This is a genomic window from Helicobacter sp. MIT 00-7814 (assembly GCF_003364115.1).
Classification (GTDB): domain Bacteria; phylum Campylobacterota; class Campylobacteria; order Campylobacterales; family Helicobacteraceae; genus Helicobacter_F.
Genome location: NZ_NXLL01000008.1, coordinates 63,637 through 81,284 on the forward strand (window position 1 = coordinate 63,637; position 17,648 = coordinate 81,284).

18 protein-coding genes are annotated in these 17,648 nt (G+C 41.4%); 7 read left to right on the forward strand and 11 right to left on the reverse strand.

Annotated elements, in window-relative coordinates:
- Positions 1 to 91: 91 nt before the first annotated feature.
- Complete coding sequence (locus tag CQA49_RS03865) at positions 92 to 1,132, forward strand: agmatine deiminase family protein (protein ID WP_115574673.1); 1,041 nt, start codon at positions 92 to 94, stop codon at positions 1,130 to 1,132.
- A 5-nt stretch (positions 1,133 to 1,137) separates the two neighbouring features.
- Here the strand turns inward: CQA49_RS03865 and CQA49_RS03870 are convergent, their stop codons facing one another.
- The 6 genes from CQA49_RS03870 to CQA49_RS03895 all read right to left on the reverse strand — a co-directional run bounded on the left by CQA49_RS03870 (position 1,138) and on the right by CQA49_RS03895 (position 7,303).
- Positions 1,138 to 2,439: a (Fe-S)-binding protein gene (locus tag CQA49_RS03870; RefSeq protein ID WP_258864178.1), complete on the reverse strand. Its 1,302-nt coding sequence runs from the start codon at positions 2,437 to 2,439 to the stop codon at positions 1,138 to 1,140.
- A 9-nt stretch (positions 2,440 to 2,448) separates the two neighbouring features.
- On the reverse strand, positions 2,449 to 3,816 hold the full coding sequence (gene hemN, locus CQA49_RS03875) for an oxygen-independent coproporphyrinogen III oxidase (protein ID WP_115574653.1): 1,368 nt from the start codon (positions 3,814 to 3,816) through the stop codon (positions 2,449 to 2,451).
- Positions 3,817 to 3,820: 4 nt separating this feature from the next.
- Entirely contained in the window at positions 3,821 to 4,264 is a 444-nt protein-coding gene (locus CQA49_RS03880; protein WP_115574654.1) for a DUF2603 domain-containing protein, read from the reverse strand.
- Positions 4,265 to 4,333: 69 nt separating this feature from the next.
- Positions 4,334 to 5,311 (reverse strand): ornithine carbamoyltransferase, encoded by a 978-nt coding sequence (argF, locus tag CQA49_RS03885; RefSeq protein WP_115574674.1) that lies wholly within the window; start codon positions 5,309 to 5,311, stop codon positions 4,334 to 4,336.
- Between the two features lie 96 nt (positions 5,312 to 5,407).
- Entirely contained in the window at positions 5,408 to 6,199 is a 792-nt protein-coding gene (locus CQA49_RS03890; protein WP_115574655.1) for an NTP transferase domain-containing protein, read from the reverse strand.
- Between the two features lie 18 nt (positions 6,200 to 6,217).
- A complete protein-coding gene (locus tag CQA49_RS03895; RefSeq protein WP_115574656.1) occupies positions 6,218 to 7,303 on the reverse strand; it encodes a tyrosine-type recombinase/integrase in 1,086 nt (361 codons plus the stop codon).
- 138 nt (positions 7,304 to 7,441) lie between these two features.
- On the opposite strand from CQA49_RS03895, the gene hslV reads away from it, so the two are divergent.
- From hslV to CQA49_RS03920, 5 genes are all read left to right on the forward strand, one after another.
- Positions 7,442 to 8,026, forward strand: coding sequence for an ATP-dependent protease subunit HslV (gene hslV, locus CQA49_RS03900; protein ID WP_115574657.1), 585 nt, complete (start codon positions 7,442 to 7,444; stop codon positions 8,024 to 8,026).
- An 11-nt stretch (positions 8,027 to 8,037) separates the two neighbouring features.
- Positions 8,038 to 9,354, forward strand: a complete 1,317-nt coding sequence (gene hslU / locus CQA49_RS03905; RefSeq protein WP_408938907.1) for an HslU--HslV peptidase ATPase subunit — start codon at positions 8,038 to 8,040, stop codon at positions 9,352 to 9,354.
- Positions 9,355 to 9,401: 47 nt separating this feature from the next.
- Complete coding sequence (gene bcp / locus CQA49_RS03910; protein WP_115574659.1) at positions 9,402 to 9,878, forward strand: thioredoxin-dependent thiol peroxidase; 477 nt, start codon at positions 9,402 to 9,404, stop codon at positions 9,876 to 9,878.
- A 96-nt stretch (positions 9,879 to 9,974) separates the two neighbouring features.
- A complete protein-coding gene (locus tag CQA49_RS03915; protein ID WP_115574660.1) occupies positions 9,975 to 10,538 on the forward strand; it encodes a hypothetical protein in 564 nt (187 codons plus the stop codon).
- A gap of 65 nt (positions 10,539 to 10,603) precedes the next feature.
- A complete protein-coding gene (locus CQA49_RS03920) occupies positions 10,604 to 11,293 on the forward strand; it encodes a Bax inhibitor-1/YccA family protein (RefSeq protein WP_115574661.1) in 690 nt (229 codons plus the stop codon).
- Between the two features lie 87 nt (positions 11,294 to 11,380).
- On the opposite strand, the gene CQA49_RS03925 is transcribed toward CQA49_RS03920, so the two are convergent.
- The 4 genes from CQA49_RS03925 to CQA49_RS03940 are packed head-to-tail and all read right to left on the reverse strand — an operon-like array spanning position 11,381 to position 14,702.
- Complete coding sequence (locus CQA49_RS03925; protein ID WP_115574662.1) at positions 11,381 to 12,124, reverse strand: amino acid ABC transporter ATP-binding protein; 744 nt, start codon at positions 12,122 to 12,124, stop codon at positions 11,381 to 11,383.
- A gap of 1 nt (position 12,125) precedes the next feature.
- Positions 12,126 to 12,809 carry an amino acid ABC transporter permease gene (locus CQA49_RS03930; protein ID WP_115574663.1) on the reverse strand — a complete coding sequence of 228 codons (684 nt, stop codon included), beginning with the start codon at positions 12,807 to 12,809 and terminating at the stop codon, positions 12,126 to 12,128.
- Between the two features lie 3 nt (positions 12,810 to 12,812).
- The gene (locus CQA49_RS03935) at positions 12,813 to 13,463 is read right to left on the reverse strand and encodes an amino acid ABC transporter permease (protein ID WP_115574664.1); all 651 of its coding nucleotides are present in this window, start codon (positions 13,461 to 13,463) and stop codon (positions 12,813 to 12,815) included.
- A 36-nt stretch (positions 13,464 to 13,499) separates the two neighbouring features.
- Positions 13,500 to 14,702: a 2,3,4,5-tetrahydropyridine-2,6-carboxylate N-succinyltransferase gene (locus CQA49_RS03940; RefSeq protein ID WP_115574665.1), complete on the reverse strand. Its 1,203-nt coding sequence runs from the start codon at positions 14,700 to 14,702 to the stop codon at positions 13,500 to 13,502.
- A gap of 100 nt (positions 14,703 to 14,802) precedes the next feature.
- On the opposite strand from CQA49_RS03940, the gene CQA49_RS03945 reads away from it, so the two are divergent.
- Positions 14,803 to 16,377: a hypothetical protein gene (locus CQA49_RS03945; protein ID WP_115574666.1), complete on the forward strand. Its 1,575-nt coding sequence runs from the start codon at positions 14,803 to 14,805 to the stop codon at positions 16,375 to 16,377.
- Between the two features lie 165 nt (positions 16,378 to 16,542).
- Here the strand turns inward: CQA49_RS03945 and CQA49_RS03950 are convergent, their stop codons facing one another.
- Positions 16,543 to 17,454, reverse strand: a complete 912-nt coding sequence (locus tag CQA49_RS03950) for an Abi family protein (RefSeq protein ID WP_115574667.1) — start codon at positions 17,452 to 17,454, stop codon at positions 16,543 to 16,545.
- Between the last annotated feature and the right edge of the window lie 194 nt (positions 17,455 to 17,648).

Sequence of the window (17,648 nt, forward strand, 5' to 3'; positions counted from 1 at the left end):
TACTTCCAGCAAAAAGCCTGCACAAAGGCAAAATGCGCCTAAAGATTCTCTAAAATTAAGTGAATCTAAGAATCTGCCAAACACAAAACTTATAAAAAGCCCAAAAACCCCTGCGCAATCCCCGCGCCTTTATGCAGAGTGGGAAAAACAGCGCGCGATTTTGCTCGCCCTCCCGCATAAATACAGCGATTGGAAAAGTATTTTAAAAGAAGTGCGCGCGTGCTTTGAGCGCATTATTAAGCTTATTTGCGTGCGTGAGCGCGTGTATCTTTGCATCGATCCGCGCGATAAAAGCGGGCTAAAATTTATCCAACAGCATTGCAAAAAACAGCTCAAATCCGGTAATTTGCAAATTTTTAGAATCCCGCTCAATGACACTTGGGCGCGTGATTTTGGACCTATTAGCATACAGCAAAATGGGCGCAATGAAAATCTTAATTTTACTTTCAATGGTTGGGGGTTAAAATTTAGCGCGAATTTTGACAATCAAATAAATACGCGACTTCACGAACTTGGAATCCTAGAAAACCTCAGCACGCAAAGCCTTGTGTTGGAAGGCGGAAGCATTGATAGCAATGGCGAAGGACTACTTCTAACCACCACAAACTGCCTCCTAGAGCCAAACCGCAACGCGCATTTAAGCAAAGCAGAGATTGAAAAAATCCTGCGTGAAACATTTGGGCTTAAAAAGATTTTTTGGCTAGAGCATGGATTTTTGGCAGGCGATGATACGGATAGCCACATTGATAATCTCGCGCGCTTTATCGCGCCAAAAACCATCGCCTATGTGAAATGCGAGGATAGCAAGGATATACATTTTGAGAGTTTAGCAAAAATGGAAAGCGAGCTAAAAGCCCTGCGCGATGAATCTGGCGCGCCTTTTAAGCTTGTGCCACTGCCTTTGCCAAAATCGCAATTTTATAAAAAAGAGCGCCTGCCAGCAAGCTATGTGAATTTTTTATTTGTCAATGGCGCGCTCCTTGTGCCAACTTATAACGACAAGAAAAACGACAAACGCGCGCTTGAAGCCTTGCGCGCAGAATTGCCACATTTAGAAGTGCTGGGGATAGATTGCATAACACTTATAAAATGGCATGGAAGCTTGCATTGCGCGAGTATGCAGTTGTATTGAAAATCTTAGCTTTTAAGATTCTCAGCCAAAAGCTCCAATGGGTGGATAAAGCGCACTTTTGAGCCAATAGAATCTAGCGTGTTTGTAATCTGCATTCTGCACGCGCCACATTCCGCGCTTACGATTTGCGCCTTTGAGTTTTCTATATCTTCTGCCTTTGGCGTGCCGGCTTTGAGCGTGAGCGCGTAGTTTGAGCTTTGCATACTAATACCACCAAAACCGCAGCAACGCGCAGAATCTTGCATTTCTATGAGATTAAAATTTTTGCTTAAAAGCGCGCGTGGCTCTTTGTGGATTCCAAGCACTTTGCGCGCGTGGCAAGGATCGTGGTAGGTGACGCTTTCTTGCTGTTTTCCTTCTTGCAAATGCTTAGTTAAATCAGTTTGTCTTTGTAGCCACGCGCTTGCCATGTGGATTTTTGGCAGAAGCTTTTCTAGGCGCTTTACCCATTCACTTTCCCCACTTAGCTCAAGTGCGTGTTTCCAATCCACCTTTAACATCGCCGCGCAAGTGGCTTCTGGGATTAACATCGCATCAATTTCGTCCCAAAAACTCTCAAAATATTCGATATTTTTTTTGACTAAAAAAAGCACGGTTTGTATATCACCTGTGAAAAACGCCGGCGCACCGCAACATTCCTGCGACTTTGGCACAAAATAAGAGATATTGAGCTTATTAAGAATCTTTAGCAAACTTTCCCCCACATTTGGGTAATTGTAGTTGCTAATGCACCCAATAAAAATCGCCACGCGGCTTTGTGTTTGAGAATCTTGCGCTTGAGAATCTAGCGCGCCTTTTTCTCCCCCGTGGCGTTGCAAAAAGGATTTTTTCACAAAAGGAAAAATACTGCGCCCTTTTAACCCAAAAACAAAGCTCCTCGCGCACAATTTTGTTTTCTCTCCTTTGTAAGTCTCGCTTTTAAATGCGCAAGGCGCGATAAATGCTAGAAAGCTAAAGACAAAATCCGCCCATTTCCTGTGGCGCAAAAGAAAAAAATATGCGCGTTTATACCAGCTGATTCCATATTCTTTGGCGATTTCTACGCGCACAGATTCTATGGCTAAATCAGTTGGCAAGCTCGCAGGACACACGCTTACACAAGTGGTGCAAAGGAAGCAAGATTCAAAGATTTTTTTCGCATTAGAATCTAGAGGCAATTTACCATCTTTATATGCGCCTAAAAGATCCAAGAATCCCCTAGGCGAAGTTGTTTCATCGCGATTGACTTGATAAATTGTGCAGCTTGGGATACATTTTCCACATTTCACACATGAGCTTGCGAGGTTTTTTAAATCAAGTAACTGCACGCGCGCACCTTAAATCGTCTTGCTGAAAGTGTCTTTGCCGACATTTTTATACAAATACGCATCAAAAAGCATCGCAATATTGCGGATAAGCATGCCTCCTGTTGGCGTGGTGAAAATCCCTTCACTATTCACCTCAAGCAAATCTGCTCTTTCAAATGGCTCTAGCTCGCTTAGCTCTTTGGCAAAATGCGCCTTAAAGTCAATCTCAAACGCGCTTTCAATGGAAGCAAAATTAAGGCTTAAGTTATTCATAAGCTCCATTATCACGCTCTTGCGTAAAATATCCTCTTTACTTAGTCTAATGCCCCGCTCTGTGGGCAAAACCCCATTATCAAGCGCGTTTTCATACAAGCTCAAATCCTTAAAATTCTGCGCGTAGTAATCAACCCCTTCGCTAATGCTTGTCACACCCACGCCGACAGTTTGTGAAAAGCCCTTTGTTGTGTAACCTTGAAAGTTTCGGCGTAGCTGTTTGCGCTCCTTTGCGAGATAAAGCTCATCATCTTTTTTTGCAAAATGATCCATACCAATCATTTCATAACCATTTTTTGTGAGCTTTTCGATGCTATTTTGTAGAATCTGCAATTTCTCTTGCGGGCGCGGAAGCGTGGTTTCATCGATTTTTCGCATTGTTTTTTTAAGCCAAGGCACATGCGCGTAATTAAACACCGCTAAGCGCTCTGGGCTAAGCTCCAACACAGAATCTAGCGTGCGCTCAAAGCTTTGCAAACTCTGAAATGGCAAGCCATAAATCAAATCAAAATTAATAGATTTAATCCCAAATTTACGCGCTAATTCAACAGCTTTTCCCACAATCTCAAAGCTCTGCTTGCGATGGATGGCATTCTGCACGCATTCCTCAAAATCCTGCACGCCAAAGCTTAAACGATTAAAGCCATACTCTTTCAAAACGCGCATTTGCTCAATGTCAAAATATCTGGGATCAATCTCACAGCTAATTTCGCAATCTTTCGCAAAGTTTGGGAAGCACTCGCGCAAGGCTTTGATGACAGATTCTAATTCTTTGGCATTAAAAAATGTCGGTGTGCCTCCACCAAAGTGGAATTGCACGACTTCGCGCGTTGTATCAAAGCTCTGTTTTAAAAGCGCTAACTCTTTTTTGAGATACTCGATATAGCGGGGCTTTTTTTCCTCTTTGCTGGTGTAAATCACATTGCATCCGCAAAAGTAGCATGCCGAGCGACAAAATGGCAAATGCGTGTAAAGCGAAAGCGGGATTTTGCTAGAATCTGCGCGTTTTAGCGCTTCTTTATACGCATTAGCATCAAAAGCGCTGCTAAATTCCACCGCAGTAGGATAGCTTGTGTAGCGAGGTCCGGGCTTTGAGTAGCGCACATATTTTTGAAAATCAATCATATCTCTATCTCTTATCAAGCAAATCTTGAAGGTTAAAAAAAAGATTTGGGTGCTGTTTTTTCAAATCACGCGCGATTGAGCGGGCATTTAGCAAAGGCAGGGAACCATCTTTTTTGCGGAAACTTTCAATATATTCTGATGCAATCACCACCACATCGTCCATATCAATTGGCATTTGCTGGGCGATTTCACGCTCTAATCGTATAAAAAAGCGCTCCTCTTGCAAATCCCTCATGCGCTGATTGAGCGTATTTAGCGCCTGACTTGGGATAAGCGCAAATTCATTATCTTCATTATCTTTCAAAAGCCAAATATTTTCATTATTTAATTCACCTTTTTGCAACGCAATAAGGGCGCTTTTAGAATCAATCTTATTTAGCACGCCAAAGCTGTATTGTTGATGGATATTTTCATCAAAAAGCGCAGCGGTTTTTTTCGCTATTTTCATTTTGCCCTCCTTAAACTTAAAAATGTTTTGAGAAATATTTTGTAAAAAAGTTGCTAGATTCTCTAAATTTTATTGTTTTTCTCTATTTTCTCGCTCCAGCCACACCATAACGCCTTTTTGCGCGTGCAAGCGGTTTTGCGCCTCTTCAAAAACGCGACTTTGCGCGCCTTCTAGCACTTCCTCGCTCACCTCCTGTCCGCGATATGCCGGTAAGCAATGCAAGAAAATCGCCTCTTTTTGCGCGAGCGCCATTTTAGCACTATCCACACAATATTCTTTAAACGCCTTTTCGCGCTCTTTTTTTTCATCCTCTTGTCCCATTGACGCCCAAGTGTCCGTGGTTACGACATTTGCGCCAGAAATTGCCGCATCAATATCTTGCCCGATGAGGATTTTCGCGCCACTCACTTTTGCCCTTTTCCGTGCAAATTCCACAACCTCATTCTTTGGCTCATAGCCTTTTGGGGAAGCGATTCTTAGCTCAAAACCAAGAATTGCACTTAGGTTTAGCCACGAATGCGCCATATTATTCCCATCGCCAATGTAAGCAACCACGGGCTTTGCCACACTTTTTGGATAGAATCTGCAAAATTGAGAATCTATTGGCACATAGATTCCGCATTCTATCATCGTCATATAATCCGCCAAAAGCTGCACAGGGTGGAAATCATCAGTCAAACCATTAATCACAGGCACGCGCGAATATTTCGCAAACTCTAAGATTCTTGAATGCTCACCTGTGCGAATCATCACCATATCAAGCATTGAGCTTATCACGCGCGCGGTGTCTTTCATCGGCTCGCCACGCCCTAGCTGAATGTCTTTATTTGAAAGAAAAATCCCCATACCGCCAAGCTGATAAATCCCCGCTTCAAAGCTCACTCTCGTGCGCGTAGAGGACTTTTCAAAAATCATTCCTAGCGTTTTATTGCGCATATAGGGCGTTGGGGTGTTAGATTTATGCTCTGCTTTAATCTCTAATGCCAAGTCTAGGATTTGCAGAATCTCCTCCTTTGAAAAATCCTGCAAAGTCAAAAAATGCCGTATCATCTTGCTACCTTTGGCTTAAAAAATAAGCCCTAGATTCTAGCAAAAAAACCTGCGTTTGTAGCAATTTGCAAATATTTTAATTTTTTAGTGTTTCTAGTGGCGCTTTGCGCAAAATTGGAACTCCGGCGCATTTAAAAACTCTAGCGCTTTATGATAGGCTTCTTTGGTGTTGAGATTAAAGCTTAGCGCGTTATCTTTAATCTCTAAGCTTGCGTGTGAGGTGCTTTTTATCAACGCACCGATTTTAAAGTCTTTATTTTTTAGCGCGTTTAAAAGCGCGTCTTTCATACTCACATGCCAGAGGGAAAGCAAAAAATGCTCTTTTTTCTTATTTGACTCTTTTTTGGCGTCATTTTCTAAAATCTGCGTTATGTAGGCGACTTTGCAGTTTTCTTGCTGTGAAAGCAAAGAAAGACTTTCAAAATACAAAGGATTGACAAAAGGCGTATCTACGCTCACAAACGCCACATACTGCGCGCTTAAATGCTTTTGTGCAAACTCCAGCGCGCAAAAGATTCCATAAAGCGGGGAAAATTGCTCTTTAAATGTGAGATTCTGAAAGTCCAAAGCGCAATCTAGGGCATTTTCTTGCAACACACGCGATTCTATAATCGTTGGCAAATTGTATCTCAAAAGCTTAGAATCTTGAGACTTCACACAAAGAAAAACGCGCTCAAAGTGCGCGCTTAGATTTTTATAAACAAATTGCGTGAGGGAATCTTGCATAAAATCTTGCTTTGTTTCACATTCCGCATTTTGTTTAAAATCTTGCCCCGCAAAATTTGCACTCTTTTTACCAAAAGGCAAAAGCGCCTTGTCACAGCCCATTCTGCTAGATTTCCCACCACAGAGAATCACACAAGGAAAAGAAAATTTTTTCTCCATTCTAATAAAACCACTTTTTCATTTTTCAAAATCATCCATAACGCTTGCAGCTTCGATAAGTCGTTGCTTATCAAAATGCGTGTAGATTCTGCTTGTGTTGAGGTTAGCGTGTCCGAGCGCTTCTTGCACCAGCACCAAATCATGCTTTTTGGTATAAAGCATCGTAGCAAAAGTGTGGCGAAGCATATGCGCGCCCATTTTTTCCTTTTTAATCCCAGCTTGGGCTAAAATTGCGCCTAGCACCTGATATACGCGCGCTTGCGTGAGCTTGCCACCTTTTTTGTTGCAAAAAATAAGACCATCTTCAATCGTCGTATTAAGCGCGATTTGACTGCGTTGCTCCATCCACGCACTCATAAGATTCTCAATCTTTTCTTTTTTCACCATCACCATACGCATTTTATTGCCCTTCCCGCGCACTGCAAACATCCACAAATCCTCTTGCGGGATTAGATCCTTTGTGCGAAAGTTGAGAATCTCATTGACACGCACGCCGGTATAAACGATGATTTTTATAATGAGCTTATCGCGCGTGGCGTGGGAAAATGGCAATGGCGTAGAATCTATAGCTTCCAAAAACCGCTCCAACTCGCGCTCTTCTAAATACGCGGGAAGTTTTTGCCCATTATTTTGCGCGAGCAAATGCTTAATCGCAAGTTCGATTCCAAACACATGCGAGGTGCCATTATCCTCATTGCGCTTATCAATAAAGCCAAAAAATCCAATAAGCACGATTCTATAATTTTTTTTACTCGCATCACTTAGCGTCGAGGTATGCACGCTTAAAAAATCAATAATAATCTCTTCATTAATCTCGCGTAAAGAGCTTAGCCTAAGCGCACAAAGATACTCATACAGCTTCCCAAGTGGCGTGATAAAAATATTTATCCCTATAAGCCCGGCTTTGCGCGCGTTTTTGCATATTTGCAAGAGATGCTGAATGCTTTGGGGCTTTTGATTAAGAATCTGCAAGCATTGTAAAATGGCTTCTTTGTCGCGCACTTGGTGATTTGAAAGTGTGTTAATTTTCCACCGCACAAAGCGCCCCATCCACAAAAGCAGATTTTCTTCAAACGCGCTAAAAGGCTCTAAAGGATAGTGCATAAAATGCCTTTGTGTTAAGATAGCTTTTTTCAAACAAAAATAATTCCACTACAAGAAAATAAAAATTTATTAATAGTGTATTGAATAGGATTCTGATAGAATCCAAAATTTGGGATTTAAGATTTGTAGGAGAAAATTATGTTTGAAGCGACAACGATTTTGGCTTATAGAGGCGAGTTTGAAGGGAAAAAATGCGCGGTGATTGGAGGCGATGGGCAAGTGAGCTTTGGAAACTGCGTGATGAAGGGCAATGCGACAAAAGTGCGCACGCTCTACCATGACAAAATCCTAAGCGGTTTTGCAGGAAGCACGGCTGATGCGTTTAGCTTGTTTGATAGTTTTGAGCGCATTTTAGAAGGCAAAAAGGGCGAGCTAATGCGCTCTGTGCTTGAGTTTGCAAAGCAGTGGCGAAGTGATAAATACCTGCGTAAATTAGAAGCGATGATGATTGTGCTTGATAAGGAGCATCTTTTTATTTTGAGCGGAAGTGGCGATGTGCTCGAGCCAGAAGATGGGAAGATCGCGGCTATTGGCAGTGGTGGGAACTACGCGCTTTCGGCTGCGCGCGCACTTGATAGGGTGCAAAATGGCGTGATACAAACAAATGCAGATTCTAAAAATTTGCAAATCCCACCAAAAGAGCTTGTAAGACAATCTTTGCAAATTGCCGGTGAGCTTTGCATTTACACAAACACAAATATCAAAATTTTGGAGCTTGAATAATGAAAGAAAATATGACCCCGCGCCAGATTGTGGCGTATTTAGATGATTATATTATCGGACAAAGCGATGCTAAAAAAGCGGTGGCTATTGCTTTGCGTAATCGCTACCGCAGAATGAATCTAGAAAAAGAAGTGCAAGAAGAAATCACGCCAAAAAATATCCTTATGATAGGTGCCACAGGTGTGGGGAAAACTGAAATCGCGCGCAGAATGGCAAAAATCATGGGACTGCCTTTTGTCAAGGTTGAAGCGAGTAAATACACAGAGGTGGGCTTTGTAGGGCGCGATGTGGAATCTATGGTGCGTGATTTAGTGCTTGCAAGTGTGAATCTCGTTGAGAAAGAATACAAACAAAAAGAGGAACAAAATATCAAGGAATACATACTTGATAAAATCACGCAAAAAATCCTCCCCCCGCTCCCAAGTAGCGTGAATGAGCAAAAAAAGCAAGAATATGCGCAAAGCTTTGAAAAAATGAAAGAGCGTGTGCGAAATGGTGAGATGGATTCTCTAATGATAAATATCGAGGTGAGCAAGAATCTGCCTACTTTTGATGAAGGACTGCCACCAGATATGCTAAAAGTGCAGGAATCTATCATCAAAGTGCTTTCCCCCCAGCAAGAAAAGCAAAAGCGTGAAATGAGCGTGAAAGAGGCAAAAGAGGCGCTCACGCAAGAGGCGCTTAGGGAATGTTTGGATTATGAAGCAATCAAGCAAGAGGGCTTAAAGCGCGCCGAGCAAAAAGGGGTGATTTTCATCGATGAGATTGATAAAATCGCTGTAAGTAGTAAGGATAGCTCACGCCAAGATCCCAGCAAAGAGGGCGTGCAACGCGATTTACTCCCAATTGTAGAAGGAAGTGTGGTAAGCACAAAATATGGGCAAATCCGCACGGATTATATTCTTTTTATCGCAGCAGGCGCGTTTCACTTTAGCAAGCCAAGCGATTTGATACCAGAATTGCAAGGGCGCTTTCCCTTGCGCGTGGAGCTAGAAAACCTCACGCAAGAGAGCCTTTATAAGATTCTCACACAGGTAAAAAGCTCTATTATCCGTCAATACCAATTGCTTTTGCAGACTGAAGACATTACGCTAGAGTTTGAAGATGAGGCGATTAGAGAGCTTGCGAGGCTGTCATTTCACGCGAATGAAAAGACAGAGGATATCGGCGCGCGTAGGTTACATACGACAATAGAGCGCGTGTTAGAAGACATTAGCTTTGAGTGTGAGGACTACATAGGTAAGGAAGTGATAGTCACTGCGCAAATGGTGCGAGAAAAGCTCGGCGAGCTTGTGGAGAATGTCGATTTAGCGCGCTATATTTTGTAAAAAGCGCAAGATTCTATGGTAAGTAGATTTTAAACCAAGGAGGATTTATGGCAAAGTTAGAATCTGGCAACCTTGCGCCTGCTTTTCGCGCGCAAGATAGCTTTGGGCTTGAGGTAAATTTAAGTGATTTTATAGGGAAAAATGTCGTGCTGTATTTTTACCCAAAGGATAACACGCCCGGCTGCACGACTGAAGCGCAAGACTTTAGCGCGCTTTTGGAAGAGTTTGAGAATCTTAACTGCGTGATACTTGGCGTAAGCCCTGATAGCCAAAAAAGCCATCAAAATTTCATCACAAAGCAAAAACTTAAAATCACACTTCTAAGCGATCCTGACAAGCAAATCGCCACAAGCTATGGCGCGTATGGTGAAAAGCTCATGTATGGCAAAAAGGTAATGGGAATCATACGCTCAAGCTTTGTCATCGATATGGAGGGCAAAATCGCTAAGGCATACTACAATGTCAAAGCCAAAGGGCACGCGCAAAAAGTGCTAGAGGATATGCAAAAAACGCTAGGCAAATGAAAGAGGGCTTTTGATTGCTTTTTTATTAGGGCAAACTTTCAGAATCTTAAGCTTTTTAGAGATACAATAAAAGCTATTTTAAACAAGGAGTGAGAAATGAAATTGGTTACATTTGCGCTAAGCGCGATTTTTGGAGCGTTGTTGTTTTTTAGTGGGTGTCAAGATGTCGAGCTAGAGGCTAAAGGTCCTATAATCCCAACTTGTGACGCGCCAAAATATGAAGTGTTACTTCCAGAAGGGCGCATTAGTGTTGCTCAAGTGAGCGTGAAAAAAGAGAGTGAGCGTCTGTTTAGCAAAGAAAGCTTTGCGGAACTTTTAGATTCTGTTTTTAAGCAATCAAATTGCTTTAGCTTTATTCAGAATGCGGGGCAAAGTGCGGGTGCGGAGACTTTCACGCTTGCTGTAAGCTATGAACTTAAAGCAGATGAGGAAAGTCAAGATGTCAATGTGCTAAAAAGCCAAGATGAAGTAAGCCTAAAATCGCTCATCGTGCTTGAGCTACACTCAAAGAAAAAGCAAATCAAGCAAACTTCAAATGGCGAGCTTAGAATCTCTGCGGATCGCTATTTTGGCTTGCAAAATGATAATAAACTCTCGCGCCAAGACATAAAAGAGCTTTTATTGCGCAACCTTATTTTTATCCTAAATGCGCTTAAATAGCACATTTAAGGCTATTTACCAAAACTTGCGATAATACGCGCTCATTTTTAGAAGAAGGAGAAAACATGGCACTTTATGATAGAGACTACACAAATGTAAATGTCGCTTCTATGGCTCAAGCACAAGAAAGCGCATTGGTAAATTTTGTAAAAACTACTTATAAATTTTTTGGTGCAAGTTTGCTAATTGCTACAATTGGCGCACTTGTAGGATTTATGTATTTTGAGGCAGTAATGCAATATCGCATGTTTATTTTTATTGCGGAGTTTGCGGCACTTTTTGGACTTATGTTTTCACGCTCTAAGCCCGGGCTTAATATCGCGATGCTCTTTATCTTTACATTCCTTACAGGGCTTGCGATTACGCCACTTTTGGGACTTGTGATTGCGAAAAATGGCGCTGGCGCTGTTGTTTCAGCTTTTGGTATGACGACAATTATTTTTGGCGTTATGAGTATTTTTGGTGTGAAAACTAAAAAAGATCTCGCAAATATGGGCAAAATGCTTTTTATTTCGCTTATCGTGGTGATTATATGCTCGATTGTGAATCTTTTTGTGATGAATATGGGCTTTCAAGCGCTCATCGCTGGCGCAGTGGCAATACTTTTTAGCGTGTATGTAGCTTATGACACACAAAATATTGTCCGCGGGCTTTATAGCAGTCCGGTAGATGCGGCTATCGCGCTTTATTTGGATTTTTACAATATCTTTGTAAGCCTTTTGCAACTTTTTGGAATCTTTGGCAGCAGAGATTAATCCATTCCATTGATTCAAAGTTTTGGAATCTAGCGGGGATTTCCCCGCTTTTCCTCCATCTACTTTTTAACCTCTCTTTTTTAAATCTTAGTTTTTATGCCTACGCTTAAAATCAAAAGTCTGCAAGAAATTTTGCGCGCGTTTGGTTTGAGGATTATTAAAAAACTCCACGCTCTTTGCAAGCTCGATAATCTTACCAGAATCTAAAAACACCACCTTATCGCTCACCGCCTTTGCAAAGCCCATTTCATGCGTCACAAGTAGCATCGTCATGCCCTCATCTGCAAGCTCTAGCACCACATCAAGCACTTCGCGCACCATTTCAGGATCAAGCGAAGCCGTGATTTCATCAAAAAGCATAATTTTTGGATTCATACAAAGCGCGCGCACAATCGCCACGCGTTGCTTTTGCCCACCGCTTAGGGATTTTGGCATGGCTTTGAGTTTAGATTCTAATCCCACACGCTTTAAAAGCGCATGCGCTTGCTCCCTCACCTCATCTTTGGCGCGTTTTTGCACCTTTAGCGGGGCAAGCAAGATATTTTCCTCCACGCTCAAATGCGAAAAAAGCTCATAGTTTTGAAACACCATGCCAATTTCTTGTCGGATTTTCCCCCAATTGCTTTTTGGCGTGTTTATAAGTGTGTTTTCTAAGTAGATTTCCCCACCTTGCGTGGATTCTAATCCATTGATACAGCGCAAAAGTGTGCTTTTCCCACAGCCACTAGGTCCAAGCAATACCACCACTTCGCCCTTTTGCACTTCAAAACTTATGGAATCTAGCACGCGGTGGGTGTTATATTCTTTGATTAAGTTGTGGATTTTTAGCATATTAGCTCCATTTAGATTCTAATTTTTTTGACAAAAAGCTTAGCGGGTAGCACAGCGCAAAATACAGCACCAAAAGCAACCCATACATAATAAAAGGCGCGAGATCAAACCTCTGATTTGCTTCAATAATCTGCCTTGCGACAAGCAGCACATCTGCCACACCGATAAAAAGCAAAAGCGAAGTCGTCTTAATAATGCGCGTAAAAAGATTTATACTCGTTGGCAGAAGGCGCTTTGTAGCTTGTGGCAAGATGATGAAAAACTGCACCTTAAGCGGACTAAGCCCTAGGCTAAGCGCGGATTCTCTTTGGTGCTTATCAATCGAGCTAAACGCCCCACGCACCAAATCCCCAATCTCCGCGCTCCCCCAAATGCTAAACACCACAATGCCCACAAAAATATTACTCAAATTCATATCAAGTAATTGTGGCAAACCAAAATAAAACACATACAAAAGCGCTAAGATTGGCACAATGCGCACAAACTCCAAATACAACTTCGCGCACGCCCTCAATACAAAAAAGCGCGAAAGCATACACAGCCCGCAAATACTCCCAAAAATAATAGAAAAAAAGATACTCACACAAGAAATAAAAAAGCTCATAAAAAGCCCTTCGCACAGGCGCCACGCATTCACACCGCCAAAAAGGGCTTGTAAAGTAGCAAGCAAAGAATCTGTATCCATCACCTAAATCCTAAAGCGCTTTTCACAAAAGCTAAAAAAGATTGAAAGTGGCAGTAGCACGACTAAATACGCACAAAGTAGCATAAAAAGCGCCTCATAAGTTTTGCTATAAACACTAATAATATCCTTACTCACATACAGCACATCAGCAAGCGCGATGACGCTCACCACCGAAGTTTCTTTGATGAGGAAAATCACATTTGCCGCAATGCTTGGCATACTCACGCCCAAAGCTTGAGGCACAAGTACAAAGCGCATAATTTGAGACTTGTTAAAGCCTAAACTTAGGGCAGATTCTATTTGTGACTTTCCCACACTTTGCAATCCCGCGCGAAAAGATTCACACATATAGCCACCGCCTAAAAACATAAGCCCCAAACTCGCGCACCAAAATGCGCTTAGCTCCAACCCTATGCGATTAAGCCCAAAGTAGAGGAAAAATATCTGCAAGACTAAAGGCGTGTTGCGCGCGATTTCTGTATAAACGCTAGCGCACGCGCTTAAAAAAAAGATTTTTCTAAAAGAAAGCAAAAGCGCACAAACAAAGCCGATGATGAAAGAAAGCAAGATTCCAACTGCTGAAATCTGCAAAGTCAAAATAAGCGCGTCTTTAAACAAATACGCATGACTAAAGACAAACTCCCAATCAAACATTTAACGCAATGCCAAAGATTTTAAGCTTTCAAGATTCTAATGCAACGCGGCGTTTAGCTCGATTTTGCGATTTGAGCGGAAGGCTATCATATTGCCACTTTTAGAATCTTGCCTAAAATGCACGCCATTTTTGCCAGAAAGCTCCCTGCCTTTATACAAACCGCTAGGATTGATGACAAAGCCCGGATTTATTTCAGCTAGCTTTTCTGCTTCTGCTTTTGAGATTTCAAACACCGTGCCAGCAAGCACCGCGATGCCACCATCTACGATGCACCCATCGCCCAAACTTATGCCTGTTGAGCTATTCACACCTAGCAGGCAGTTTTTGCCAATGCTTATCGGATCGGCATTCCCGCCACTTAGCACGCCTAAAATACTAGCACCTCCACCTACATCGCTTCCCTCACCCACGATTACGCTTGAGCTTATACGCCCTTCGTTCATACAAGCACCCATCGCGCCTGCGTTAAAATTCACATAGCTAGCTCCTGGCATTTGTGTATAGCCACCTGTGCCTAGATACGCACCAAAGCGCGTTTTTGCAGTATCAAGCAAGCGGATATTATCAAACTGCGGGATTACCTGCATGAGGTAGCGCGGGAATTTATCCACAAAATCAATGCTAGGGAATGTGCCTTCCATTTTTAGGCACACTTCATTTTCGCGTAGCCATTCTAGCTCGTAAGGTTTATTCCCGCTCCACGCGACATTTTGCAGTAAGCCAAAGATTCCATCAAGTTGCAAACTTCTTAAAGGTGCTTTGCCTAAAGACAGCGCCAAAAGCTTGAGATACGCAGATTCCACACTTTCACATTTTGTATCCTTATAAATCACACAAAAACGATAGCGCGCCCGCCCGCCTTTGGTTTTGAGCTTGCCTTTATTATCTTGCTTTTTAAGCTCCAAAATCACTTGTATATTTTTATGCGTTTGTGTATCACTCAAAGCCTCGCTTAAAAAAGGCGCATACAATTCCAATGCCTTATTGACAAACTCTTGATTGATTCCATACACTGCTTCATTTTCACTTTGAGAAATGCACTCTGCACTTTTGGCGCACTCACTTAGCACAGCATAAGTTCCCAAATTTTCGCCCGCCCAATTCATCGTCGGATAAGTCGCGCACAGCACAGCCTTTGACTTCTTGCCAATCTCCACACGCGCAATGCCAAAGCCCAGCGGTTCTTTGTAATTTGGGGATTTTTGAAAATTATCAACAAACACTTTAAAATCTTGCATAAGGTCTCCTTTTTAATAAAGGGCAATTGTAGCAAAACTTTATAAAAGATAAGGCGTGTTATAATGCCCTCCCAAAACGAAATACAAAAAAGACAAAATAATGATAAAAAAATTTTTTAGCGCAGTGGGATTTGTGGGCTTTGCCTGCGCGCAACTCTATGCTATAGAAAATCCTAAAAACAATCCTAGCGATTTACCCTTGCTAAGTGGCTACATAGGCACATTTGCCAAAAGCTCTGCGCTTGGGGAAAATAAAGATTCTTATGGCACGATAAATCTCTCCCTCATGCTTCATCATCATGTCAATGAGCACCTAAGCCTTTGGCTCGGGGTTTTTGGCGCGATACCTACACTTGATAGCCCAAAGGGCAATGTCAATGACTACTCGCGCACGCATTATGTCAATGACAAGGCGTTCGCGCTCTATCAGGTGGGGCAGGCTGGGGGTGCTAGTTTTAGCGTGCAAGCAGGAAGGTTTGAGTCTCATCTTGATTGGCTAGGCGAGCATATACAAGGCGTGCAGGCGCATTTCACAAAGCCACTTTTTGGCGCAAGCACGTTTAGAGCAAGTGCGACTTATGCAAATGAGCAAGCCCATATCAATAGAGAGGAGCAATCCGCGTTTGAAGAATTTAAGAAAGAATACAATTCGCGTGAAATGTTTGCATTTGGCGCGGAGCTTGGCAGTGAGGAAAATTTTTTGGGAATCTATGATTATTATTTTGAAGGCATTTTTAATACCATCGGCGCAAAAGTGCATTTGCAAATCCCGCTGGGCTCTAGGGATTTGAGAGATTCTATAGAATCTGCAAAATCCACGCACGCTTTAAATTCCAACCAGCGCAATAGAATCCAAAATTCTCATCAACCAAACAGTGCCGAGTATGCGCGCGCAACACAGTGGAGCGGAGGCGAAGCGGAATTTACTTCCGCTGAGACGATACCAATTGATGGAATAGACGGGATAGATTCTCAAACAACAAAGCAAGGTGACAGAATCCAAGATTCTAATCAATTAGAAAAGGTGGAGTATGAGCGCGGAGCGGAGCCGAGCGGAATTCACTTCCGCGAAGGTGATACAATTGATGGAATAGGCTGGAGCTTGCAATTTCTCGCACATTTTGCATATTCAAAGAGCTTTAATCCCACACTTTTAATGCCTCAAGGCGATGTCTATACACACGGACAGAAGGACATTGGCGATACTTTCTTTAGCTTTGCGCGTTTGAGTTTGCATTACAAAAAGCGCTTTCTTATCGGGCTAGGATTTGCACAAAGTGGGGAAAAGGACTTCACAAACGCCTTTCTTGGCAATCGCTTTGTTTTTGAAGCTGATGATGCCACGCCCTTTCTCTTTAATGTCATCGCGCCGGGCGGGTGGCACAATGGGAGCAACGCGACAAATATGTTTTATGGGCAGACGCGCTCTTTTTATGCCTTTAGCGCGCTTAAGTTTGGGAGGCTCGCGCTTAACTTTCACGCTAGGGAATCCAGCGGGCAAAAAGCTAGGGTGCATGGTGGCTCGCAACGGCAGATAAGTGCGGGCTTTGGGTATGCGCTAGATTCTCATATAAGCCTTGGCGCGGTGGCGGTGTATATGCGCCAAATGCAACGCTTCGCGCAAGAGGATATTAACTCAAGCTATCTTAAGGCGTTTTTACAGTATGAGTTTTAGGCTAATTTGAATTTATGTAGGATTTAGACAGAACCATCAATTTTAAATTTAAACTAAAAGAAAAAAGGGAGATAAGCACGCCTACCTCCCCGCTACAATGCTTTCACATTGTTTGGTCAGCACTTGAATTCTAGCAAATTTTATTAATAAAGCAAGCAGTTTTTATTAAATTTTACTAAAAATTACAAAAAATGCTATTTTTTGAAACACAATAAACTGTGACCTAATGAAATTATTTTTACTGAAAAAATATTTATTCTTTTTAAATCGTCTAAATAGACATAAAAGTTCTTTTCTTTTTGCTTTTTTCATGCCTTGCGAGGTGCAAAGCTTCATAAAAAGTAAAATTAATGCACTAAAATCATGTAGCATAGGATTCTTGTTTATCTTTTTTCTTGCAGATTCTGGAATCTCTTTTATATTTGCAAGATATGATTGTAATATTTTATTTGGTTTAAAATTACTATTGTAAGGAATTTTTAATGTGTTTAGAATACAATTACTATGTGCTGTCGCATTACGTAAAATACGGACACAATATGCTAATGGATATAAATTCTCTTTATTAGGGTATTTTTCGAAATAGAATTTATAAAACTTTAGAAAATCTCCATAGCTTAAAATCTCTATAAGATTCCATAATGCTAGTTCAGCATTATATTTCGATAATAAATTTTTTACAAACGATATATCTTGAGATTTTGCCAAGATTTGTTCCTTAATTTTTGTATTTTGAGTCAAAAAATCTTTTACTATATTGTATCCATCTTCATTTCTGTTGTTGCAAAAATGTGCATTAAGAGAAACTTTAAGTAAATGTTCTACATCAAGACTAAGCTCCAAAATGAATCTTCTTAAATGCATATCCAATGTTGAAAATTCAACAAGGTAAGCAAAATCAAGATTTTTATATTTTCCTTTATATTTATCATAATTCTTTGCATAAGATTTTATTTTAAAATAATAATTGTTGTATGTTAAAAATTCTTTTGCCTTTTGCTCCGAGTAAAGCTCAAACGCAACCCCTAAACTTTGCATATGTAATATTTGTTCGTTAATATTTAATTTAGCCTTCATAATTTCCTCAACCTTCCTACTTACTATACAAGTAATTTTTATCTTATAAATAACAAAATTTTAGAATTTATGGTCTAAAAAGTCAATTTTTGTCATTGCGAGCAACACAGTTACGAAGCAATCCACCTTAGAATCTAATTTTTTAGAATCCTTTTGTTTGGCACAATCCCACTTAGATTCTCTATATTTTCTTT